The organism is Mesorhizobium robiniae (assembly GCF_040545535.1).
GTDB lineage: Bacteria > Pseudomonadota > Alphaproteobacteria > Rhizobiales > Rhizobiaceae > Mesorhizobium > Mesorhizobium robiniae.
Window position 1 is genome coordinate 1 of the sequence record NZ_JBEPMC010000001.1, and the last position, 19,219, is coordinate 19,219.

Genomic DNA, 19,219 nt, shown 5'->3' on the forward strand with positions numbered 1-19,219 from the left:
ACCTTGCGCCGCTTCTGGCGTTCCTCGGTGATCGCAGGCTCGGGTTCGGCGGCACGCCGTTTGACAGCTTCGCGCACCTTGCGCCGCTTCTGGCGCTCCTCGGCGATCGCGGGCTCGGGTTCGGCAGCACGCCGTTTGACAGCTTCGCGCACCTTGCGCCGCTTCTGGCGCTCCTCGGCGATCGCGGGCTCGGGTTTGGCGGTACGCCGTTTAACGGCTTCGCGCTCCCGCGCCGCAGGCCGCTCGGCCCGCTCGCGCTGCGCCGGCCTTTCTGCCCGGGGAGTCGGTTGCTCGTCGCGTCTGGCCTCCTTTCGTTTCTTCCTGCGCAGCTGCTTTTCCTCTTCGGGCGACTGGGCTTGGGCCAGAATAAGAGGGGCGGCGTGCGGCTGGGCGTCGCGCGAAAATGCGGGAAGCGGAGCAGGTGTCAACATGAGGCCGACCGCGGCACCCACAAGAATCCGAAAATGACGTTTCATCTGGGCAACGATCCCGTCGAGCAGTCCCTTGCGCATCCTCAACCTTGAAACAGGTAAGATTGTTCCCAATCGGTCGATTCCCGGGCGCTTCGAGGCGTTTTTCCGTCGAGAATATGGCCAGGGCGCGGCGCTTCACCGGCCGAAGCCGGGAAGGCCCCGAGAAGCGCGACGCTTTTGATGAGTTTTCACGGGACCGCTGTCGATGATCAGACCGATCTTCAAGAACGAAAAACAACGTTGGACCTCTGCGTACGGCATCGCGAGCGACAAGGTCGCCTCGATGTTGGTCCGGAAATGGCGCTACCTGCTCGTTCCGATCGATGAGTCAAAGGGCAATAGTCCACCCCCATAGCCGCGTTTCAAACTGCGACGTTTCCGGCTGGCGGCGCGTTGACGCATCATCGCCGGCCCGATACGGGATCGAGACAATCGAAGGGATTTGGCGCATGGTGCACTATGCTGACGGCCGGCCGATCGGCGATCTGACGCTCAGGACACTGGCCATGCCCTCGGACGCCAACGCGGCGGGCGATATCTTCGGCGGTTGGGTGATGGCGCAGATGGACCTTGCCTGCGGCATCCGCGCCGCCGAGCGCGCCAAGGGCCGCGTGGTGACGGCGGCCGTCAAGGAAATGTCATTCGCCAAGGCCATGAAGATCGGCGACACCCTGTGCATCTACACGCATGTCGAACGCGTCGGCCGCACCTCGATGACGCTCAAGGTCGAGGCCTGGGCACAGCGCTACCTCTCCGATCTGATGGAGAAGGTCACTCATGCCGATTTCGTCATGGTGGCGCTGGATGGCGAAGGCAGGCCGAAGGCGGTTCCACCGGAAAGCTGATCAGCCCGATTTCGGAAGCCCGAACTTTGGTTGGCCGCCCCTGCCGCGCTGGGGGATGCGGGCAATCATCGCGCACCGTCTTTGCCTGTAAGTGCCTGCGGCGCGACCGAAGGGGACCTTGGAGGAAAGACAATGCGTCAACACATCCTGAACGCTGCTTTGGCGAGCGCTTTTGGCAGCGCTGCTCTGCCTGCAGTCGAGAACCGCGTTTGCTGAAGTCGAGCAAGGTGACTCAGGTGCCAGTTCCACGTCGCGAACCGCACCATCGACGGGCAGGCAGTCAAGTGCGAAATCTGCGCGGCGACGACGTGGGACACCAGCGGCACGACGGTGAGCAATTGCCGCAAAAGAGACGACCTGGACGATCGGCGGTAAAAGCCGCCCTCCCGATCCGAAATGGACCGGATCGAGAAGTCCGACGTGCAGCTGCGGCAGTAGGGTTTGTCCGGGAGAGGGGACCATGCAAAACCCTTGCAGATCAAGGGCTTCAAGCATGCATACGGTCGAATTTTTCGCGCGCCACCTTCACTCGTTCGGTGTTCTTGCGCGCCCACTCGCCGAGTGCACCGACCGGCACCAGAAGTTCGTAGCCCAGGTCGGTCAGCTCATAGTCGACGCGTGGCGGAATGGTCGGGAACACGGTCCGGGTGACGAAGCCGTCGCGCTCCAGCCCGCGCAAGGTGGTGGTCAGCATCTTTTGCGAGATGCCGCCGACGGCGTTACGCAATTCGTTGAAGCGCAGCGGCCCTTCGCCGAGCTTGCCGACGACAAGCACCGTCCACTTGTCGCCGACGCGTTGCAGGATCTCCGACACGGCGCGGCAGTCTTCGGAGCGGTGCGGGTGCCTAGGTAACAAAAAAGTGCCTCCTTGCGCGTCAAGCTGTCAGTATAACATATAGCTTAGGTATCCAAACGATACCACTATTTCCTGCAAGGAGAGCCCCTCTATGTCAAAACCGAAAATCGCCATCATCATTGGCTCAACCCGTGCCGCGCGCTTCGCCGATGTGCCCACTCAATGGATCGCCAAGATCGCCAAGTCGCATGCCGACATCGATGTCGAAGTCGTCGACCTGCGCGACTTCCCGCTGCCGTTCTTCGACGAGGTCGCATCCTCCGCGTGGGCGCCATCGCAGAACGAGGTGGCGCAGCGTTGGCAAAAGAAGGTGGCCGAGTTCGACGGCTTCATCTTCACCGCCGCCGAATACAATCACGGCCCGACGGGCGTGCTGAAGAACGCCATCGACTACGCCGCCAATGAATGGAACAAGAAGCCCGCCGGCTTCGTCGGCTATGGCAGCGTCGGTGGCTCGCGCGCCGTAGAGCAACTCCGTCTCTACGCCGTCGAGTTGCAGATGGCGCCGGTCAAGTCCGCAGTCCATATCGCCTGGGGCGATTTCCTTGCCGTCCGGCAAGGTGAGAAGAAGCTCGAAGAGATCGAGCACCTGAACCAGGCAGCCACCGCATTGGTCAACGACGTCGCATGGTGGGCCAAGGTACTGAAGGCGGCGCGTCAGGCCGACGCCGTCGCCGAGGAAGTCAGAGCCGCCTGAACGACGGTTTCTTCCCAAGGATCTGGGGCGGCGCTTGCGTCGCCCCTTTTAGTTTCTGAGGGCGGGGACCGGCTGCTCTACCTGCCGAGGCCTGATGATGCAATCGGCAAGGCGGTCCATTTCATTCAGCTCATCCGCATGGTGCTGACCCCACTCGCAGAGCGCCAGAAGGATAGGCTCGAGGCTGAGGCCGAGGCGCGTCGCCGAATATTCGACGCGTGAGGGAATTTCGGCAAAGATCTCGCGGCAGACCAGGCCGTGTTCTTCCATTTCGCGAAGCTGCTGGATCAGCACCTTCTGCGCGATATCAGGCACCAGCGTCTTCAGCACCGACAGACGCCGGGGGCCGTCGAAGAGATGGTAGAGAATAACAGCCTTCCATCGGCCCGAGATCACTTTCAAAGCGCGTTCCGCCGGCAGCATGGGCAGTCTTTTGGTCAGCTTGGCCATGGTCACCTCCTGGTCAGCAGCGGACAAATGAGTGTGTAGTCGCGATCAGGCAGATAGTGGCAAAGAGCAGCCAATGCCATAGCGACGGGTGCATGCCATGAGAGCCATTCAACTGAACCGTTTCGGCGGTCCCGACGTCCTCGATGTCGTCGAGATGCCGAAGCCTGAGCCACAGGCCGGCGAGGTGCTGATCCGCGTTCATGCGGCCGGTGTGAATTTCTTCGAAGCGCTGATGCGCGGGGATCGCTATGCGGTGACGCCGGACTTGCCGATGGTTCTCGGCGTCGAGGCCGCCGGCACAGTGGAGGTGCTTGGGCAAGGGGTGGACGAACGACTGCTGGGCAAACGTGTGGCGGCGCCGTTATTTGCCTCAAAGCGCCCGTTCGGCGGATATGCCGAGTATGTGACGATCGATGCCAATCTGGCCGTGCCTCTACCGGATACACTCTCGTTCGAAGCCGCGACGGCCTTGATGGTGCAAGGGCTGACGGCTTTTTATCTGCCGCGGCAAAGCCCGCCGGCCGGCAAATCGGTGCTGGTGACTGCAGCTGCAGGCGGTGTCGGATCTCTGCTGGTCCAGCTCGCCAAACGCCAAGGCGCCAGCGCGGTGATCGCGGCCGCCGGCAGCAGGGCCAAGCTCGATCTTGCCCTGTCGCTTGGAGCCGATGCCGCGGTCGACTACAGCACGCCGGATTGGCCGACGCGCGTCCGTGAAGCGGCAGGCGGCGCCGGCGTCGATATCGTCTACGACATTGTCGGCGGCTCGATGACAGCGGCATCGCTGCGGGCGCTCGCGCCTGGCGGAGAGCTGGTCTTTGCGGCGCTGGGCAGATACGCGATCGATGCCTCGGAGATGGAAGCGATGATCCTCCAGAACCAGTCGTTGAGAGGGTTCGCCCTGCTGCCGCTGCTCTCGCCCGATGTGCTCAGGGCCAGCCTGTCAGAGCTTTTCCACCTGGCCGCGAGCCGCCAGCTTGCCGTAACGCAAGGCGGGCGCTATCCGCTCGACCGGGCGGCCGAAGCGCATCGCTCGCTGGAGGAGCGCCGCTCGACCGGCAAGGTCGTGTTGATACCTTAGTATCGTAGTCAGTTAAACTGCCACACGCTGGAATTTGTCCGCTTTGCGCCTATGTCGGCCGTAAAGATCAGCTTTGCGGATTCCTGGAAGCAGACAGCGCGGGTGACCACGCTGGAAGTCGTGGTTGCGCCAATACTGCATTGACCTTTCGCTCAAAGAACGCTCTTTTCAGGGCCGTAAGCTTTGGCGAGGCGGACCATGCCTTTCGTTCGAAGGCGTTGGTACCAATAGAAAAGTATCATCAAGCCGGTTGTTGTGCCGGCACCAAGGCACAGTGCAGGCGCCAACGCTGATCCGACATATAGCGCTAGAAGGGTCACGCCCGCCGCCGCGACAATGCCATTTACGAAAGCGATCATCGTCGCGGCTGTCGTCAGATGCGCCAGGAGCGGCCCGGAACGCAGCGACGGTTCGGCGTCGTTTTCTGGCCAACGGCCGAACTCTTTGGAAAACTGAAAAGCAGCATCGTCCCCCAGCGTTCGATAGTAGGCCCTGATCCGGGCGATGCCGATATGGGCCTGCATGTTCTCGGCGGCTATATCGACCAACCTTAGGACGGTGAAGCTACCCAGCAAAAAGAGTGATGGCAGCACGGCTAGGAGAAACGGCTGAAGGAATTCAGGCGACTGCGCGACAAAGCCCGTCGCCACTAGAGCGCTCGATAGAGACATGATGTAGATGGTCGTTCGCGACGCCATTTCGCTGATCGTTGCGCTGATCGCCGATTGCTGCACGAAATGCTCTGTCGCGAGGGCCGTGAGAAGCGCGGTCTGGGGTGTTGTCGTGTCGGCCATTGCATATGTCTCCTATGGTGAGCATGCCGCCGCTGGCGCATCCTGAGCGACAGAACCGTCGACCCAGGCCTACGCGACGGCTGTCAGGTCAGCGCGTTTGCGCAAAAAGCTGGTGGATGCTGCCGACGCCGCACTGGCCACGTCCTCGGGTCTCACCTCGTTGCTTGTTACGTATCGGACGGTGATGATTGGCATTGGTCTGGTCTCCTCGACGGGGCGGCATATCTGGGCGGCAGTCAGCCACTGGACGTGATATCAGGGGCTAGGGATCCGTACGACAGTACTTCCATTGGCTGCCAGCCGCCCAACGGTTTGCGCTTCTCAACTTCAAACTCGAACCAGCACCCGCCACCGCCCGGTCCCTGGTCGAACCGGCGATCGATGGCAAAGCCCGATAAGGCACAAAACAAGAGCGTGCCGACGCCGCCGTGCCCGACGAACAGCACATCGCCTTCCCCGGGACTGGAGAGGCAGGTCTCGACCTCTTCCACGATCCTGCGCTGCGCATCCTGAGCCGTCTCCCAGCCGCGAACGCTTTGCGACGGATTGGCAAAGAAGGCATCTGCTGTGTTCTCGAATTCTTCTGGAGGGAGGAAGCCGGTCGCACTGCGGTCATTCTCGCGCATGCGAGGGCGCATCTCCAGATCAACGCCGAGAGCATTTGCAATCGGTTGCGCGGTCTCGATCGCCTTGGTTTCGTTGCTACAAACTACCCGCCGTGTCAGGGCGAGCAATCCAGGACGCGATGCCAAGGCGACGACCCGCCCCGCGCCGATCTCGTTCAGCGACCAGTTTGGCACGCTCTTCTCGGGCTCGATCCGAACCTGCGGATGGGTCAAATAGCGAACAGTCCTAGGCATGATGCATCCTGAGTTTAGATGTTGGTGAACCGCCCAGCTCACATTCTAAATCAGGGGTTCAGGACGTGAACCTGGACATTGCTGCCGGTTCGACAATTATTGGCCTTGGGGGTATTTTGCCGCTATCTGCATACAAACTCTCGGCTCCATGGTTCAGACCAGGCGCGGTCAAGCACCGAGCGAGCTAATGAGACGCCGGGCCGCCCTCGAACGGACGCTCACTCTTTCAGCCGTGTATAGACGCCGCGCGTGGCCAAGGCCTCTTGCTGTCCGGGACGTGTGAAATAGAGTTCGAAGACATGGCGATCGTTGTTCTCGATTTTGATTACTGTGCGCATGCCGACCGACTTGCCGACTGTGTCTTCGCCAGCCACACCCTGGTCGGTGAAGGCCCCGGACATGCTGATGGGCCTTTGATTTCCCGATCCGGCGGCGCCTTCGTAGTACATCATGGTTGTATTGACAGGATCGATCGTGATCCACTCGTATCGGTCGTCCATGATACTGTAGCCGAGCCAGCCTTTGCGCCAGATTGGCGCACCATCCAGCGTCCCCTCCATCGTGTCTTCGATGTAACGGCCGCCTGCCAACCACTGCCGACGGCTAATGAGGTCGTCCGTCACGAGCGGCGGCTGATCGGGGCTGCGGCCGAGCGTGCCGTAGAAGCTCAACTGGACCCGCCACGTGCCAACTAGTGGCGCCAAAACCTCATGCGCCTGACCCGGCAATCCGCGACTAAGCCATTTGGGCAACTCGGACTGCGTCGAGGGCGCGGCCGAGCCATCTTGAGCCAATGCGCCGAAAGGAACGGGGAGGGCGAACGCGACGACAAATAGGGAAACGTGTAGTGTATCAATGATACTTTTCATCTGCGGTCCACTTGTTTATCTGAAATTTATGTAACGTGCTTGATTGACGGTGACCGTTGTAAAATTGCCGTATGGCTTAATCTGCTAGATCATTCGATGCTGACCAGCGTTTCGCCACCAGAAACCTCTAGAATGGCTCCGGTCACGAAATCATTAGTCATCAGGAAAAGTGCGGCCTTGCCGATATCGTCGACTTTTCCAACCCGACCTGCTGGGAAGCGCTCGCGCACCAACGCGAAAAACGCCTCGCGCTCGGTTTGCGGCATGCCGGCCCACATCTCACTGTCTATGACGCCTGGACGGATGGTGTTGACGCGGATCGGACCGAGTTCGAGCGCAAGGGCTCGTGTCAGCGCCTCCAGACCAGCGAACGCGACCATCATCATCGAAGCGCCCATGCGAGGCCTGGTCACCAAGCCACCGGTAGTGAATGTGATCGAACCGCCTTTCCGCATCTTGGGCGCCGCGTGCCGCGCGCAAGACCAACTGCCCAAGAGCTTGCCATGCAGAACCGCCTGCGCGTCGGCCATCGTTTGGGAGAGGAAGGTTCCTCCAGGCACCGGTGGAGTTGCGGTGATGAGAAGGTGGTCGAGCGCTCCCAGTGTTTCGAACACTTGCTCGACCGCCGCATCGTCGGTCATGTCCAGCGACTGGAACGTGATCGAACCGTGGGCGCTTTGCTCTGCAGCCAATTTCGCCGACAGGCGCCGTCCGAGCGCAATGACCTCGGCGCCTGCTTGAGAGGCTGCGCGGGCCGCTCCCATACCCATGCCGCTTGTACCGCCGACGATCACGACGCGCTGATTCGAAAGAGGCTGCGCGTCACCGATCATCGTGGATCTCTGCCGCCGGCATATGGGCTCAGCATCTCGAGCCACTGCGTCTCCATGTCGCCAGGCTCATATTCGCCGGCATCGGCGACGAACCTCTGGACATAGGCCTCGCCGAAGTGACTTTTGAGTGCAGCGATACTGCGCCAGACTTCGTAGATGACGATGAGGTCGGGGTCAGATCGATCCCGATGGATGTGGAACTGAAGGCAGCCAATTTCTGATCTCGTCGCTTCGAGATCCTCAAGCATCCGGGTAACGAGCGCTTCGCCTTGACCAGGAGCGGCGCGATGCTTGGCGATAATGCAATAGGGCGTGCCTTCGCCAGTTGCTGGTGGGGGAAGATCAGGCAACGTCAACGCCATGTGGGTCTCCTACTGGATGGGCCTAGGAGGTATTCTGCAACTCACGCGTCATGCATTCATGGCGCACTTGAAATGCCGACGATCGCTCCTTCGATAAATCACCGCGATGCAATCCGTACTTTCGCTCGCGAATGGGTCGAGTGATTCCGGAATTGAGAATTTGCAGATCCTGGCGCGGCGCCGCTATGGCAGAAACGCTTGAATGTCTGACCGTTTGTCGCGCCGATTACATCGGCTGTGGATCGCATCAGGCGATATGCAGGACCGATCCGGTCTCTGTTATGCTCACCCGCGGCCGGAATCTCGGACCGCGCCTGGCGAGACGCCTATGAAGCGTTTGAATGCCCTGCTGAAGGATGCATCGGACTCATATCCCAACTCCGAGGCGACCTGGGACAGCGACATGTATCCGTTCCGCAACCAGGATTCCGCCAGCCGAAGCCTCCATTGCAGGAGATAGCGGGCGGGGGATACGGACAATAGACTCTTGAATCGCTGTGAGAACCTCGATCGCGACAGCCCAGACAATGCGGCCAGGCGATCGACTGGCCAGTCTTCCCCGGGGGAGCGATGGATTCTTGCAAGCGCAGACCCGATTTGCGGATCCCGCACAGCCGCCAGCCAACCAGTCAGATTGTCGGAACACGTCTCGACCCAAGATCTGATTACTTGCGTCATGACAATATCGGCAAGGCGCGCCATTACCGTTGCCGATCCGATTCTTTGCCCATCAGCCTCCCGCGCCATCATGGAGAGGAGGTTTGGCAGGTCAGTATCGCTGTGCTCTGCATAGCGAATATGCATCACCGGAGGCAGCAGTTCCAGCAGCGGATTTGCCGTCGGCCCCTCAAAGCCGATCGTGCAGCATGCGATCAGCGATCGCGGACCGCCGCCGCCGGACTTCAACTCGTAGGTTCCATTCCCGATCAACGCCGGCTTGATATCCTCCAGTGGCAAGGCTCTCCCTTTGGGCCGGTCGGACATGGTGTGCTCTGTCCCGTGGGGAAGAAGAAGCACATCGCCGCATTCCAGCAGCAGCGGTGGCAAGCTCTTGGCTTGTATCCAGCACTGACCCTCGAGCATCGCATGAAATCGAACGCCCTCCCTGAACGGCACGGCGATGCCCCAGGGCGCCGTCAACTCGCTGCGGCCATATCTCGCATGGGCAAGGCGCAGGTCGCGCAGCACCTCGCTCAACAAATCATTCTCGGCCGGCTGGTAGCCCATCGTTGCACGCCCAAGACCGGGCCGATTTATGGATCTAAGCGGATCGTCCATACGCACTCCTTTTGCCTCAAACCTTGGCATACTCTTTATGCATCCCGTTATCTCTTGGTGGGCAGCAGAATATGCTACGGAGGCGCATCCGTCTGCTGGACGAGCGCCGCTCGGCCGGCGAGGGCGTGCTGGTGCCTTGAGCATTGTGGTCGATTAAATTGCCGACACGCTGATCGTGGAATTCGTCCGCATTGCGCCGGTACGAGGCGTACTGTCCAAAAGTAAACTTGGCTTCGCCAGGATTGTTGCGATAGCGCGTCTACTGCTAGGTCTGCGGCCAGTACGCGGACGCATGCTGGCCGGGCTGGCAAACTCAGACTCGCGGGCACAGGTTGATTACCGACCCAACTCAAGCGACTTCGGCAGCGCACCTTGCGTCCCACTCACAGGGACAGGCCCGGAGCTACTTTATTGCAGTGACCCTGCCTGCCGTGTTGAGGCGACAGCCGACTCGCGCCCGCCGAACTTCGATGCCGCCTTGTCTTGCATAGTCTATTCGCACCTCGATCGGCGCCGTGAGTGCGCCTCGGCGTTGACGCAAGACACCTGCGCTTACCGCGTGGACACTGACGGCGCCAAGCGGCGTTGCAGCGGATTTGATCGCCGCGCGGCAGGCTCGTACGACCTGAGCTGGCGTACCCGGTTTCGATTTCAGGGGTCCCAGAGACCCAAGGGGATAGCCCCTGGTGGAGCCACCCTCACCGGCTTTGGAAGGCCTAAGCACGGGTGGCAGGGCCATCCGTTGCCTGTTGGTCTTAGCAGAGGCAGTGGCTGTCGTGATTGCGGCCGGACTACCGGGAGCGGTAGCCGATCCGTTTTCGGCGGACGGATGGTCGCCCACTGTCGATGGACTGCCGCTGGCACTAACGCCTGCGCCGACGGACACGTTACCTGCACCGACCGAAGCTCCAACGTTTGCTCCACTTGCACCGTCGACGGTCGTGCCCACCCCTACAGATGCGCTTTGCGAACCGGCGCTCACTCCAGCATCGACCCCAAGACCGCCGACGCTCGTACCGACCCCTACAGATGCGCCTTGTGAACCGGCGCTCACGCCAGCATCGACCCCGAGACCGCCGACGCTCGTGCCGACCCCCACAGATGCGCCTTGCGAACCGGCGCTCACGCCAGCATCGACCCCAAGACCGCCGACGCTCGTGCCGACCCCCACAGATGCGCCTTGCGAACCGACGCTCACGCCAGCACCGAGCCCGAGACCGCCGGCCTTACCGCCTAAACCTGCGTCAAGCGCCGAGGCAGGCCCGATTGCGATCCCGATCGTCAATGCGGCTGCGACGTACTTTTTCATTGTCGTACTCCCCTGCGGCATCCATTTCACGCGCTAGTCTTCACTGGCGTAGGTCGAGCTTTACATTGGTCGCGTCGGGAGCAATGCGGCGGGAAGAGCGATGGTTGCCGGCAGAACAGGATGGCGTGACTTTTGGACCTTCACTTTCTGTTTTTTCGGCAAGCCCGGTTTACGGGCTGGTTGGACGCCCGAACGCGATAGCGTACTTGCAAGTGGGGTACGTGATTTCGGCGCGCGCGCCACCACAGTGCGACGCTTCTCCTTGACGATGTCGATGGCCTCACGCGCAGCACTGAGGCTGCGAGCTAGACCGATAGCCCTTTGACGCTCTTTCTCCAGCGCCGAACTCAACGCTGCCGAGATCTGCTTTGAAGCGTCGCGTTCCTTGCGAACAATATCGAGGTCGCGTACGGCTGCACCTGCTCGTTCGCGTTCCAGTTCGAGTGCTTCTCCAGCTTGCCTTAGAGCGGTCTCAGCCACCGCTCGGTCTTTTATTGCGTTGGTCTTCTCGACCGCGGCCAGGTTTGCGCCTGTCTTAAGAGCGTCGATAGTTTGGCGAGCCGTGGTGAGTTCTTGTTCCAAGAGTTCAACCTTGTGCCTCTCCTCATCAAGCGCCCGCTTCGCAGCCACTTGAGAGGCTTCAACAGAGGGGTGCGCTCCGGCAGCCTTCTCGCGGTCCCAGAGAACGGCTTCGGCCCTAAAGCGTTCGATAACGCGCTGCGCGCTCTCCAGCGCTTCGTCTATTTGCTGCTGCTCTTTCAGGGCTTGTGCCTGCTTAGCCAGTTCCGCTCGTGCCGCGGCCAATTCGCGGCGTAAGGCTTCTTCGGATCCGAGCGCGCCGAGTTGCGCCTTGCCCAATTCTTGCGAAACCGCGACCGGCGAGCTGTCGTTAGCAGCGGCGATCTCTGACGCATCTGGCGCCACCTGACTGTTTGCCGGAGATGCCAACAGCAGAATGAGAAATAGCGGAACGAGGTACAGCATGGCGGCCCTGCCATGTGTCGCGTGAAGGAAATTCAAAGGCGGTGGTTTAATGGAGGTGAAGTCACAGCGGCGACATTTTGACCTGGTGCTCTGCACATGACCCATCACTGAAACTCACTGACCGCGGCTCACCGCTATTGTATTCTCCACTTACTGCACGTCGCGGCACTGGATGACGCGCCACCTCGAGGTTATCTCCGATTTCCTACTTTTCGTCATTCGAACGAACGAAATCTTGTTCATTTACTCTGGGAGTTGTTTCTCCTGGGAGTTGTCTGAAATTTTCGAAAGGCTGCCTGCTCAATGCCGCAGGCCATATTGCCGCGCGCTTCGGCCCTGAGCTAGGTTGGCCATCCCGCCAAGACAGGTACAGGTGATGGCCTTTAATCGCGCTGATTTCTACGACGCGGAGTTGCGAAAGCACAACGAACACTTTCGTGCTGCCGTCAACGCCGGACCACGGGACCGCGTGCTCGATATTGGCTGTGGTGCAGGGCAAACCACATGTGACGCTGCTCGCATCGCCGTCAAGGGAAGCGTGATCGGTATCGACGTATCAGCAGAGATGCTTGAGGTTGCTCGCGAGCGTAGCTCAGAGCAAGGGTTACGGAACGTCGGATTTGAACAGGGCGACGCTCAGGTCCAGGCGTTCCCCGCTGATCATTTCGATCTCTGCATCAGCCGATTTGGGGTGATGTTCTTTGCCGATCCGGCCGCTGCGTTCGTCAACATCGCGCGGGCGATGCGGCCGGGCGGGCGCTTGGTGTGGATGGTGTGGCAGAGCCGGGAGCGCAACGAATGGGCCACCGCCATTCCCCGTGCGCTAGCTCCGGACTCGGTCGCTCCTGTGAGCGCCAACGGCGCGTTCTCGCTCAGCGATCCCGCTGCCGCCACCAGCGTCCTGACCGCGGCCGGCTTTGCGTTCCTTGACTTTGCCGAGGTCCATGAGCCGGTCTTCTATGGTCCGGATGTCGATGCGGCGTATGACGCTGTTGTCGGCTTCGGGTTTGCGCAGCAAGCACTGGCGGGCGTCGGCACGGCGGCGGCTGACAAAGCGTTGCAGAGGCTACGCGCCTTGCTGGACGCGCACTTGACTGCCGACGGTGTGTTTTTCGACTCGCGTGCGTGGATCATCACCGCTCAGCGGGCGAGCGAGTAGTCACGAGCGGTCATTGCCGTGTCCGAACGGAGCGGGCAGCGGCGGGCGTTGGTTGGCCGAATAGCTTGAAATGACCGCTTCCGGCGCAAAGCGGAACGGCGCTTAGAGAGCCGTGTTTCGGCCTTTTGAGCCGAGTTCCCGTGCTAGCTCAACGAATGCTCTGTGCGCCGCGGATGGATTCCGTCGTCCCGGGTAATAGATGCAGAGTTCGTCGGTAGGCGGCAGCCATTCCTTCAGAACGCTGATCAACCGCCCTGCCTCAATATCCTCGCGCACGTCACGTTCCATTACGTAGCCCAGCGCCACGCCTTCGAGCACTGTGCCGCGGGACAGGCTTGCCTCATCCAAAGTCATCGGTCCGTTCACATCGATCAAGAGCGGTTCCCCATCCTTCTCGAAGCGCCAGCGAAAGAGCGCGCCATTCGGCAGCCGGATACGGATACACCTGTGTTGAAGGAGGTCGGTCGGCGTGGAAGGCGTACCATGGCTTTTGAAATAGTCGGGCGAGCCTATGACCACATTTCTCTGCGGCCGACCGAGCGAGATCGCAATCATGTCACTCGGCACGAGGGTGGCGCGACGCACGCCCAGGTCGAAGCCTTCCGCGACGATGTCCAAGAGCCGTCCCTCGGTCACCAGATCGATATGGACCTGCGGGTAACGCCTGATGAACTCCAGAAGCAGGGGTGAGAGGATTTCTCGCGCGGCAGTGGCATAGGAATTGATGCGGAGCGTTCCCGTGGGGTTTGCCTGCTTTGAGCGCGCTGCATCCATGGCACCGTGGATGTCCTGCAACGCAGGACCGACGTTCTCGACGAACAGGCGACCGGCATCCGACAGAGATACGCTGCGGGTGGTTCGGTTGAACAAGCGAACGCCAAGGTGGGCCTCCAACTTGCCGACGGCATTGCTAAGGGCAGTCGTCGACATTCCCAGGTCAAGCGCCGCGCCGCGGAAAGAGGACCTGCGAGCAACGGCTACGACAGCTTCCAGATCGTGAAGGCCAAGCCTCGCCATTATCCCACTTTCCGCAATTCGACATCCATGTTTATCCCAATTATCCGAACATCGGAATACGCCTACTTGTGGAGCGAACAACCCCAAGAGGAGATGAGAGATGCAACTGCCGCAGGCGATCCAGGCTTATTTCGACGCGGATCGGAAGAACAACTGCGAGGCTCTGCTGGCCTGCTTCGCGCCGGGGGCCGCTGTCCATGACGAGGGCCGTTCCCACTCCGGGCACTATGCCATCGGCAATTGGTGGGAATACTCGAAAGCCAGGTATCGGCACGTCGCCGATCCGGTCGAAGCCCTCACTGACGAGCATGGGACGAAGGTGATCGCCAAAGTCACCGGCGAGTTTCCCGGCAGCCCTGCAAATCTCACCTACGTCTTCCGTCTGATGGGCGACAAGATCGCAGCCTTGGAGATCGGCGCATGAGCGACTTCCTGAATCTATCAGGCAAGCGCGCCCTGATCACTTCCGGCACAAAGGGGGCCGGTGCCGCAACCGTCGACCTGTTCCGCGAACTCGGCGCGCGTGTGCTGACGACGGCCCGCTCGTTCCCCGCGAACTCTTCGGCGGACCTTTTCGTGGCTGCCGATCTTTCCACCAGCGAAGGCTGCTTCACGGTGGCCGAAGCCGTCAGGGGTCAGTTGGGCGGCGTCGATATTATCGTTCACATGCTCGGCGGTTCTTCCTCGCCGGCAGGCGGCTTCTCGGCGCTGGGCGACAGTGATTGGCACAAGGAACTCGATCTCAACCTGTTTCCCCCCGTGCGGCTCGACCGAGAACTGATACCGGGAATGATCGCGCAGGGAAGCGGCGTGGTGATCCACGTCTCTTCCATCCAGAGGCTGCTTCCCCTGCCAGAAGCCACGACCGCATACGCCGCGGCGAAGGCGGCGTTGTCGACCTACAGCAAAAGCCTCTCCAAGGAGGTGTCGCCGAAAGGCGTGCGTGTCGTTCGCGTGTCTCCGGGCTGGATAGAAACCGAGGCTTCCGTCAAACTCGCCCGACGTCTCGCGGATGAGGCAGGCACCGACGTTGAAGGGGGCAAGAAGATCATAATGGACTCCCTCGGTGGGATCCCCCTCGGTCGCCCCTCAAGCCCGACCGAGATCGCCAATCTCGTTGCCTTTCTGTCTTCCGATCGTGCCTCTTCGATCACGGGTGCGGAGTACGTAATTGACGGAGGAACCGTGCCTACAGTGTAAAAAAGCCTCCCCTGCTTGCCGGCTTAGGCCGTGCTCCTCCAGACGCCAGTATGTTCATAGATCGCGTCACGTAGCTCCCTGACGTCACGGTTGATCTGATTGAGATGCGCTGGGCTTTGCCCTGAGGAGGAAAGCAGAGCGTCAGCAAGGCAGCCCGCACGAGATCTGAGTTCGCGTCCCTTATCAGTTAGCTCAACCACTACCTGCCTCTCGTTCGCGGGGTTCCGTGTCCGGCGCAGAAGTCCTGCCGCTTCGAGCCGTTTGAGCAACGGCGTCAGAGTGCTCGACTCCAGCGCGAGCCTTTCGGCGATGCCGCCAACGGTCAGCTCGTCCTCGCGCCAGAGGACATTGAGTACGAGGTATTGGGGATAGGTCAGGCCTAAATCGTCCAGCAGTGGCTTGTACACCCTCTGGATGGCCATGCCGGCAGAGTAGATCGCGTAACAGAGCTGATCGTCGAGCGGCAATGGGTTGTTGGGTTTTTTCGTTGGCATGGTTGGCTCTCCTTGGGCCTGATATAGCCTACCCGATCCGAAAAAAGAATATCGCGATAAAAATTATGCTGGACATGTCGCGGCTGGAACCGTAGATAAAGATATCGCGATAATTGTTATCGGATAAGTAAAAGGAGATCAGCATGACTTCCAGGACGACCAACCTTCTGGCCGCAACTGCCGCTGTCGCAGGAATTGCCGCAGCCACGACCACTCACTCTGCCGAGAGAATTCCCGACAACCAGACCGTCCAGAACGTGGTGCTGGTGCACGGCGCATTCGCTGATGGATCGGGTTGGCGCGGCGTCTATGACGAACTGACCGCCCGCGGCTATCGTGTGTCGATCGTCCAGAACCCGCTCACCTCGCTTGCGGACGACGTTGCCGCAACCAAACGCATTCTTGACCGTCAGGATGGACCTGCGGTCCTTGTGGGGCATTCCTGGGGCGGCACGGTGATAACGGAAGCAGGTACCCACTCAAACGTGACGGGCCTGGTTTACGTATCGGCGTTGTCGCCAGATGCCGGAGAGACGACTGCGCAGCAGTACGAGGGTTACCAGACCCCGCCTGAATTTGTCATCGAAACTACCGCGGACGGCTTCGGCTTCGTTTCTCCCGACAGGTTCAAGATTGGCTTTGCCAACGACACGATGGACGCGGATGCCGCTTTCATGCGGGACTCTCAGGTGCCGATAAACATGTCCGCCTTCGCAACCAAGCTCGAGCATGCCGCCTGGCGAAGCAAGCCGAGCTGGGCAGTAATTGCAACCGATGACAAGGCCTTCGATCAGCGTATGTTGCAAGCGATGGCGAAGCGCATCGGCGCGACAATCACGGAGGTCGCGGCAAGCCATGCGGTCTTTATGACCCAGCCAAAGGTCGTCGCTGACGTGATCGACGAAGCTGCCCGCAAGGGATCTGTCGAAGCGCGATAGTTCGGCCACGCGCCGTGTGCGGACATTTCGAGCTTTCAGGTGTCAAAACGAAAATACGGCCGCCGGGTGGATCATCCGGCGGTTCTGTTTTGAGAGTGTTTTCTCTCCAACGTCCGCAGACCGCTGTCGGTTGTCTCCTTGAGGCGGCAATCCGGCAGAGGACTGCGCCGGCACTTCTTCGCCACGACCGAGGCGGTCGAGGAATGTCCGGTTTCAGGCTAATTCGGATATCGGCGAACGACCGAGTTTGAGGCGCGAAGCTGCCTTATGCCGGTGACGGTATGGCGACCCGCCACGGGCCGAGAGCTGGCATTCGAACCGGTGTATAAATCGTGTTGTTTGTCACCGCACGATTTCGCGATGGCCGCCGGGCAGGCGCGTGGCGATGAGCTTGTCGATGCGGCGGCCGTCGAGGTCGACGACCTCGAAGCGCCAGCCCTGCGCATCGACGCATTCGCCGGTCGCCGGCAGATGGTGCATGTGCGACAGGACGTAACCGGCGACGGTCTCGTAGTCGCGATTCTCCGGCAGGTCGATGCCGAGAATGTCCGCCATCTCGTCGGCCTGCATATAGCCGGCGAGCAGCCATGAGCCGTCCTCGCGCTTGACGGCGTTTTCCTCGTCGCCAGCGTCGAGGTCCGCCCGGAAGACGCCGGTGATGGCTTCCAGTATGTCGGCCGGGGTGACGATGCCTTCGAAATGGCCGTATTCGTCATGGACCAGCGCCATCGGCACGTCGGATTCCTTGAGTGTCGAAAGGACATCCAGCGCGTCGGCCTGGTCGTGGACGATGGGAGCGGCGCGCACGTGCCGGCGCGGGTCGAGCGCGCGACCGCCAAGCATCGCGGCCAGCACGTCGCGGGTCTGGACGACGCCGATCATGGCGTCGACGCTGCCATCGCCGGCCGGCAGTCGCGAATGCTGGGTCTCCATCAGGAGCTTGCGGGTCGCTGCGTCGTCGGCCTGCAGGTTGATCCAGTCGACCTCGGTGCGCGGCGTCATCACCGCGCGGACAGCGCGGTCGCCGAGCCGCATGACGCCGGCGATCATGCGCCGTTCGTCCGATTCGATGGTGCCGTGATGTTCTGCCTCGGCGACCAGCATCTTGATCTCCTCGTCGGTGACCTTCTCCTCGCTTTCACCACGCTGGCCGAGCAGCCACAGCATGGCGCGGCCGGAGATGTCGAGCAGGAACACCAGCGGTGCCGAGACAGTGGCAAGGATGGTCATCGCCGGAGCAACCCTGGCGGCGACGCGCTCCGGATCGCGCAGCGCGATCTGCTTGGGCACCAATTCGCCGATGATCAGCGAGAAGTAGGTGATGAGGGCGACGACGATGCCGACGCCGATCGGATCGGCAAGGCTTTCGCGGATGCCGGTCGATGCCAGGAACACCGACAGCCGCTCGCCGAGCGTGGCGCCGGAAAAGGCGCCTGATAAAACACCGACCAGGGTGATGCCGATCTGCACCGACGACAGGAATTTGCCTGGATTGGAGCCGAGCGCCAAAGCGCGTCCGGCACCGGTGACGTTGCGGTCGATCATCGCCTTGAGGCGAGCAGGCCGTGACGAGACAATGGCAAGCTCGGACATTGCCAGAAGGCCGTTCACGCAGATGAGGACGACCACGATAGCGATTTCAGCGTAAAGCATGAGGGGTCAATAGCATTGCGACGAGGTCTTCGAAAATAGAGGAGCATCATTTTTCGTGGCGGCGGAGGCAACCATCTCACGCGGCATCCCATGGCGGCGAGGAAAAATGCTCGATCAGGGAGTCGACGACGACACGGACCTTTGGCGTCAGGCTGCGTGTCACCGGCCAGACGGCATGCACGACGATGTCTTCGACGAGACAGTCCGATAGGACCGTCTCGAGTTCGCCGCTCCTGAGGCTGTCGGCCGCCAGCCAGCTCGGCAGAAAAACGATGCCGCAGCCGGCAAGCGCTGCATCCAGCATCGGTTCGCCGTGACCCAGGACAAGCCGCGCCCTTGGCACGAATTTTCCGACATGGCCGTCTGCATGCCTTACGGTCCAGGGTCGGACAATGCCGTCGCGGCCGTAGCCGATAACGCTGTGGTTGGCGAGATCCTCGAACGACCCCGGCCGGCCGTGTTTTTCGAGATAGGCGGGGGCCGCGCAGATGGCCGAGCGCTGGGCGTAGATGCGGCGCGCGGCGAGCGACAGGCTGTCATCGAGATCGCCCATGCGGACCGCCAGATCGATGCCTTCTTCGATCAGGTCGACGCGCCGGTCATTGAAGGAGATTTCCATCGTCAGATCCGGAAATTGCCTGGAGATTTCGAAGAGCACGGGTGCCACGCATCTACGGCCGAAAGCCAGGGGCACGTCGACGCGAAGCCGGCCGGAAGGCACCAGCCGACGTGCGGCGAGCAATGACTGGGCCGCTTCGATTTCGGACAGCGCCCTGACGCAGGCTTCGTAGTAGCCCAAGCCTTCGCTTGTCGGGCTCAGGCTGCGGGTCGTGCGGTTGAGCAGGCGAACGCCCAGTCGCTGTTCCAATTGCGCGACCGCCTTGCCGACCGCCGACTTGGTCACATGCAGCCGCTGACCGGCGGCGGTGAAGCTGCCGGCCTCGACCGTCCGTACGAATGCGAGGACGCCTTGCAGGCCGGCTGGTTCCAACGCCGCTCTCCATTTGTAGATTTTTTCTCGTCAATCTGTTTCCGAACATGCACCATAGGAGATCTTTATTCCATAGCAA

General features: G+C 61.1%; 20 protein-coding genes and 1 pseudogene. 7 read left to right on the forward strand and 14 right to left on the reverse strand.

Annotated features, from left to right (window positions below; translation table 11 throughout):
• Positions 1 to 512: pseudogene (locus ABID19_RS00005) on the reverse strand (hypothetical protein); the annotation flags it as partial.
• A 410-nt stretch (positions 513 to 922) separates the two neighbouring features.
• Between ABID19_RS00005 and ABID19_RS00010 the strand changes: the two are divergent.
• Entirely contained in the window at positions 923 to 1,318 is a 396-nt protein-coding gene (locus ABID19_RS00010; RefSeq protein ID WP_352933632.1) for an acyl-CoA thioesterase, read from the forward strand.
• A 487-nt stretch (positions 1,319 to 1,805) separates the two neighbouring features.
• Here ABID19_RS00010 and ABID19_RS00015 read toward each other — a convergent pair whose 3' ends face one another.
• Positions 1,806 to 2,174: a winged helix-turn-helix transcriptional regulator gene (locus ABID19_RS00015; protein ID WP_354487040.1), complete on the reverse strand. Its 369-nt coding sequence runs from the start codon at positions 2,172 to 2,174 to the stop codon at positions 1,806 to 1,808.
• A 91-nt stretch (positions 2,175 to 2,265) separates the two neighbouring features.
• Between ABID19_RS00015 and ABID19_RS00020 the strand changes: the two genes are divergently transcribed.
• On the forward strand, positions 2,266 to 2,871 hold the full coding sequence (locus ABID19_RS00020) for an NADPH-dependent FMN reductase (RefSeq protein ID WP_352933638.1): 606 nt from the start codon (positions 2,266 to 2,268) through the stop codon (positions 2,869 to 2,871).
• A 48-nt stretch (positions 2,872 to 2,919) separates the two neighbouring features.
• On the opposite strand, the gene ABID19_RS00025 is transcribed toward ABID19_RS00020, so the two are convergent.
• A complete protein-coding gene (locus ABID19_RS00025; protein WP_354487041.1) occupies positions 2,920 to 3,321 on the reverse strand; it encodes a winged helix-turn-helix transcriptional regulator in 402 nt (133 codons plus the stop codon).
• 97 nt (positions 3,322 to 3,418) lie between these two features.
• Between ABID19_RS00025 and ABID19_RS00030 the strand changes: the two genes are divergently transcribed.
• Positions 3,419 to 4,399 carry a quinone oxidoreductase family protein gene (locus ABID19_RS00030; RefSeq protein WP_354487042.1) on the forward strand — a complete coding sequence of 327 codons (981 nt, stop codon included), beginning with the start codon at positions 3,419 to 3,421 and terminating at the stop codon, positions 4,397 to 4,399.
• 152 nt (positions 4,400 to 4,551) lie between these two features.
• On the opposite strand, the gene ABID19_RS00035 is transcribed toward ABID19_RS00030, so the two are convergent.
• From ABID19_RS00035 to ABID19_RS00065, 7 genes are all read right to left on the reverse strand, one after another.
• Positions 4,552 to 5,193 carry a hypothetical protein gene (locus ABID19_RS00035; protein ID WP_354487043.1) on the reverse strand — a complete coding sequence of 214 codons (642 nt, stop codon included), beginning with the start codon at positions 5,191 to 5,193 and terminating at the stop codon, positions 4,552 to 4,554.
• Between the two features lie 236 nt (positions 5,194 to 5,429).
• Positions 5,430 to 6,032 (reverse strand): histidine phosphatase family protein, encoded by a 603-nt coding sequence (locus ABID19_RS00040; RefSeq protein WP_354487044.1) that lies wholly within the window; start codon positions 6,030 to 6,032, stop codon positions 5,430 to 5,432.
• 239 nt (positions 6,033 to 6,271) lie between these two features.
• A complete protein-coding gene (locus ABID19_RS00045; protein WP_354487045.1) occupies positions 6,272 to 6,922 on the reverse strand; it encodes a DUF1579 family protein in 651 nt (216 codons plus the stop codon).
• A gap of 89 nt (positions 6,923 to 7,011) precedes the next feature.
• Positions 7,012 to 7,755 (reverse strand): SDR family oxidoreductase, encoded by a 744-nt coding sequence (locus tag ABID19_RS00050; protein WP_354487046.1) that lies wholly within the window; start codon positions 7,753 to 7,755, stop codon positions 7,012 to 7,014.
• Entirely contained in the window at positions 7,752 to 8,117 is a 366-nt protein-coding gene (locus ABID19_RS00055) for a putative quinol monooxygenase (RefSeq protein WP_354487047.1), read from the reverse strand. Before ABID19_RS00055 ends, ABID19_RS00050 begins: the two co-directional genes overlap by 4 nt.
• 285 nt (positions 8,118 to 8,402) lie before the next feature.
• Positions 8,403 to 9,395 carry an AraC family transcriptional regulator gene (locus tag ABID19_RS00060; protein ID WP_354487048.1) on the reverse strand — a complete coding sequence of 331 codons (993 nt, stop codon included), beginning with the start codon at positions 9,393 to 9,395 and terminating at the stop codon, positions 8,403 to 8,405.
• 1,369 nt (positions 9,396 to 10,764) lie between these two features.
• A complete protein-coding gene (locus tag ABID19_RS00065; protein ID WP_354487049.1) occupies positions 10,765 to 11,688 on the reverse strand; it encodes a hypothetical protein in 924 nt (307 codons plus the stop codon).
• 376 nt (positions 11,689 to 12,064) lie between these two features.
• On the opposite strand from ABID19_RS00065, the gene ABID19_RS00070 reads away from it, so the two are divergent.
• Positions 12,065 to 12,847, forward strand: coding sequence for a class I SAM-dependent methyltransferase (locus tag ABID19_RS00070; protein ID WP_354487050.1), 783 nt, complete (start codon positions 12,065 to 12,067; stop codon positions 12,845 to 12,847).
• A gap of 102 nt (positions 12,848 to 12,949) precedes the next feature.
• On the opposite strand, the gene ABID19_RS00075 is transcribed toward ABID19_RS00070, so the two are convergent.
• Positions 12,950 to 13,864 carry a LysR family transcriptional regulator gene (locus ABID19_RS00075; RefSeq protein WP_354487051.1) on the reverse strand — a complete coding sequence of 305 codons (915 nt, stop codon included), beginning with the start codon at positions 13,862 to 13,864 and terminating at the stop codon, positions 12,950 to 12,952.
• A gap of 100 nt (positions 13,865 to 13,964) precedes the next feature.
• On the opposite strand from ABID19_RS00075, the gene ABID19_RS00080 reads away from it, so the two are divergent.
• Together ABID19_RS00080 and ABID19_RS00085 are read left to right on the forward strand one after the other, a co-directional pair.
• A complete protein-coding gene (locus ABID19_RS00080; RefSeq protein WP_354487052.1) occupies positions 13,965 to 14,288 on the forward strand; it encodes a nuclear transport factor 2 family protein in 324 nt (107 codons plus the stop codon).
• Positions 14,285 to 15,064 carry an SDR family oxidoreductase gene (locus ABID19_RS00085; protein ID WP_354487053.1) on the forward strand — a complete coding sequence of 260 codons (780 nt, stop codon included), beginning with the start codon at positions 14,285 to 14,287 and terminating at the stop codon, positions 15,062 to 15,064. The genes ABID19_RS00080 and ABID19_RS00085 overlap by 4 nt, the downstream gene beginning before the upstream one ends.
• A 23-nt stretch (positions 15,065 to 15,087) precedes the next feature.
• Here ABID19_RS00085 and ABID19_RS00090 read toward each other — a convergent pair whose 3' ends face one another.
• Positions 15,088 to 15,558: a MarR family winged helix-turn-helix transcriptional regulator gene (locus tag ABID19_RS00090; RefSeq protein ID WP_354487054.1), complete on the reverse strand. Its 471-nt coding sequence runs from the start codon at positions 15,556 to 15,558 to the stop codon at positions 15,088 to 15,090.
• Between the two features lie 143 nt (positions 15,559 to 15,701).
• Here ABID19_RS00090 and ABID19_RS00095 point away from each other — a divergent pair, with 143 nt between their 5' ends.
• Positions 15,702 to 16,496, forward strand: coding sequence for an alpha/beta fold hydrolase (locus tag ABID19_RS00095; protein ID WP_354487055.1), 795 nt, complete (start codon positions 15,702 to 15,704; stop codon positions 16,494 to 16,496).
• A 342-nt stretch (positions 16,497 to 16,838) separates the two neighbouring features.
• Here ABID19_RS00095 and ABID19_RS00100 read toward each other — a convergent pair whose 3' ends face one another.
• Positions 16,839 to 18,149: a hemolysin family protein gene (locus tag ABID19_RS00100; RefSeq protein WP_354487056.1), complete on the reverse strand. Its 1,311-nt coding sequence runs from the start codon at positions 18,147 to 18,149 to the stop codon at positions 16,839 to 16,841.
• Between the two features lie 76 nt (positions 18,150 to 18,225).
• The gene (locus ABID19_RS00105; protein ID WP_354487057.1) at positions 18,226 to 19,140 is read right to left on the reverse strand and encodes a LysR family transcriptional regulator; all 915 of its coding nucleotides are present in this window, start codon (positions 19,138 to 19,140) and stop codon (positions 18,226 to 18,228) included.
• Positions 19,141 to 19,219 lie beyond the last annotated feature (79 nt).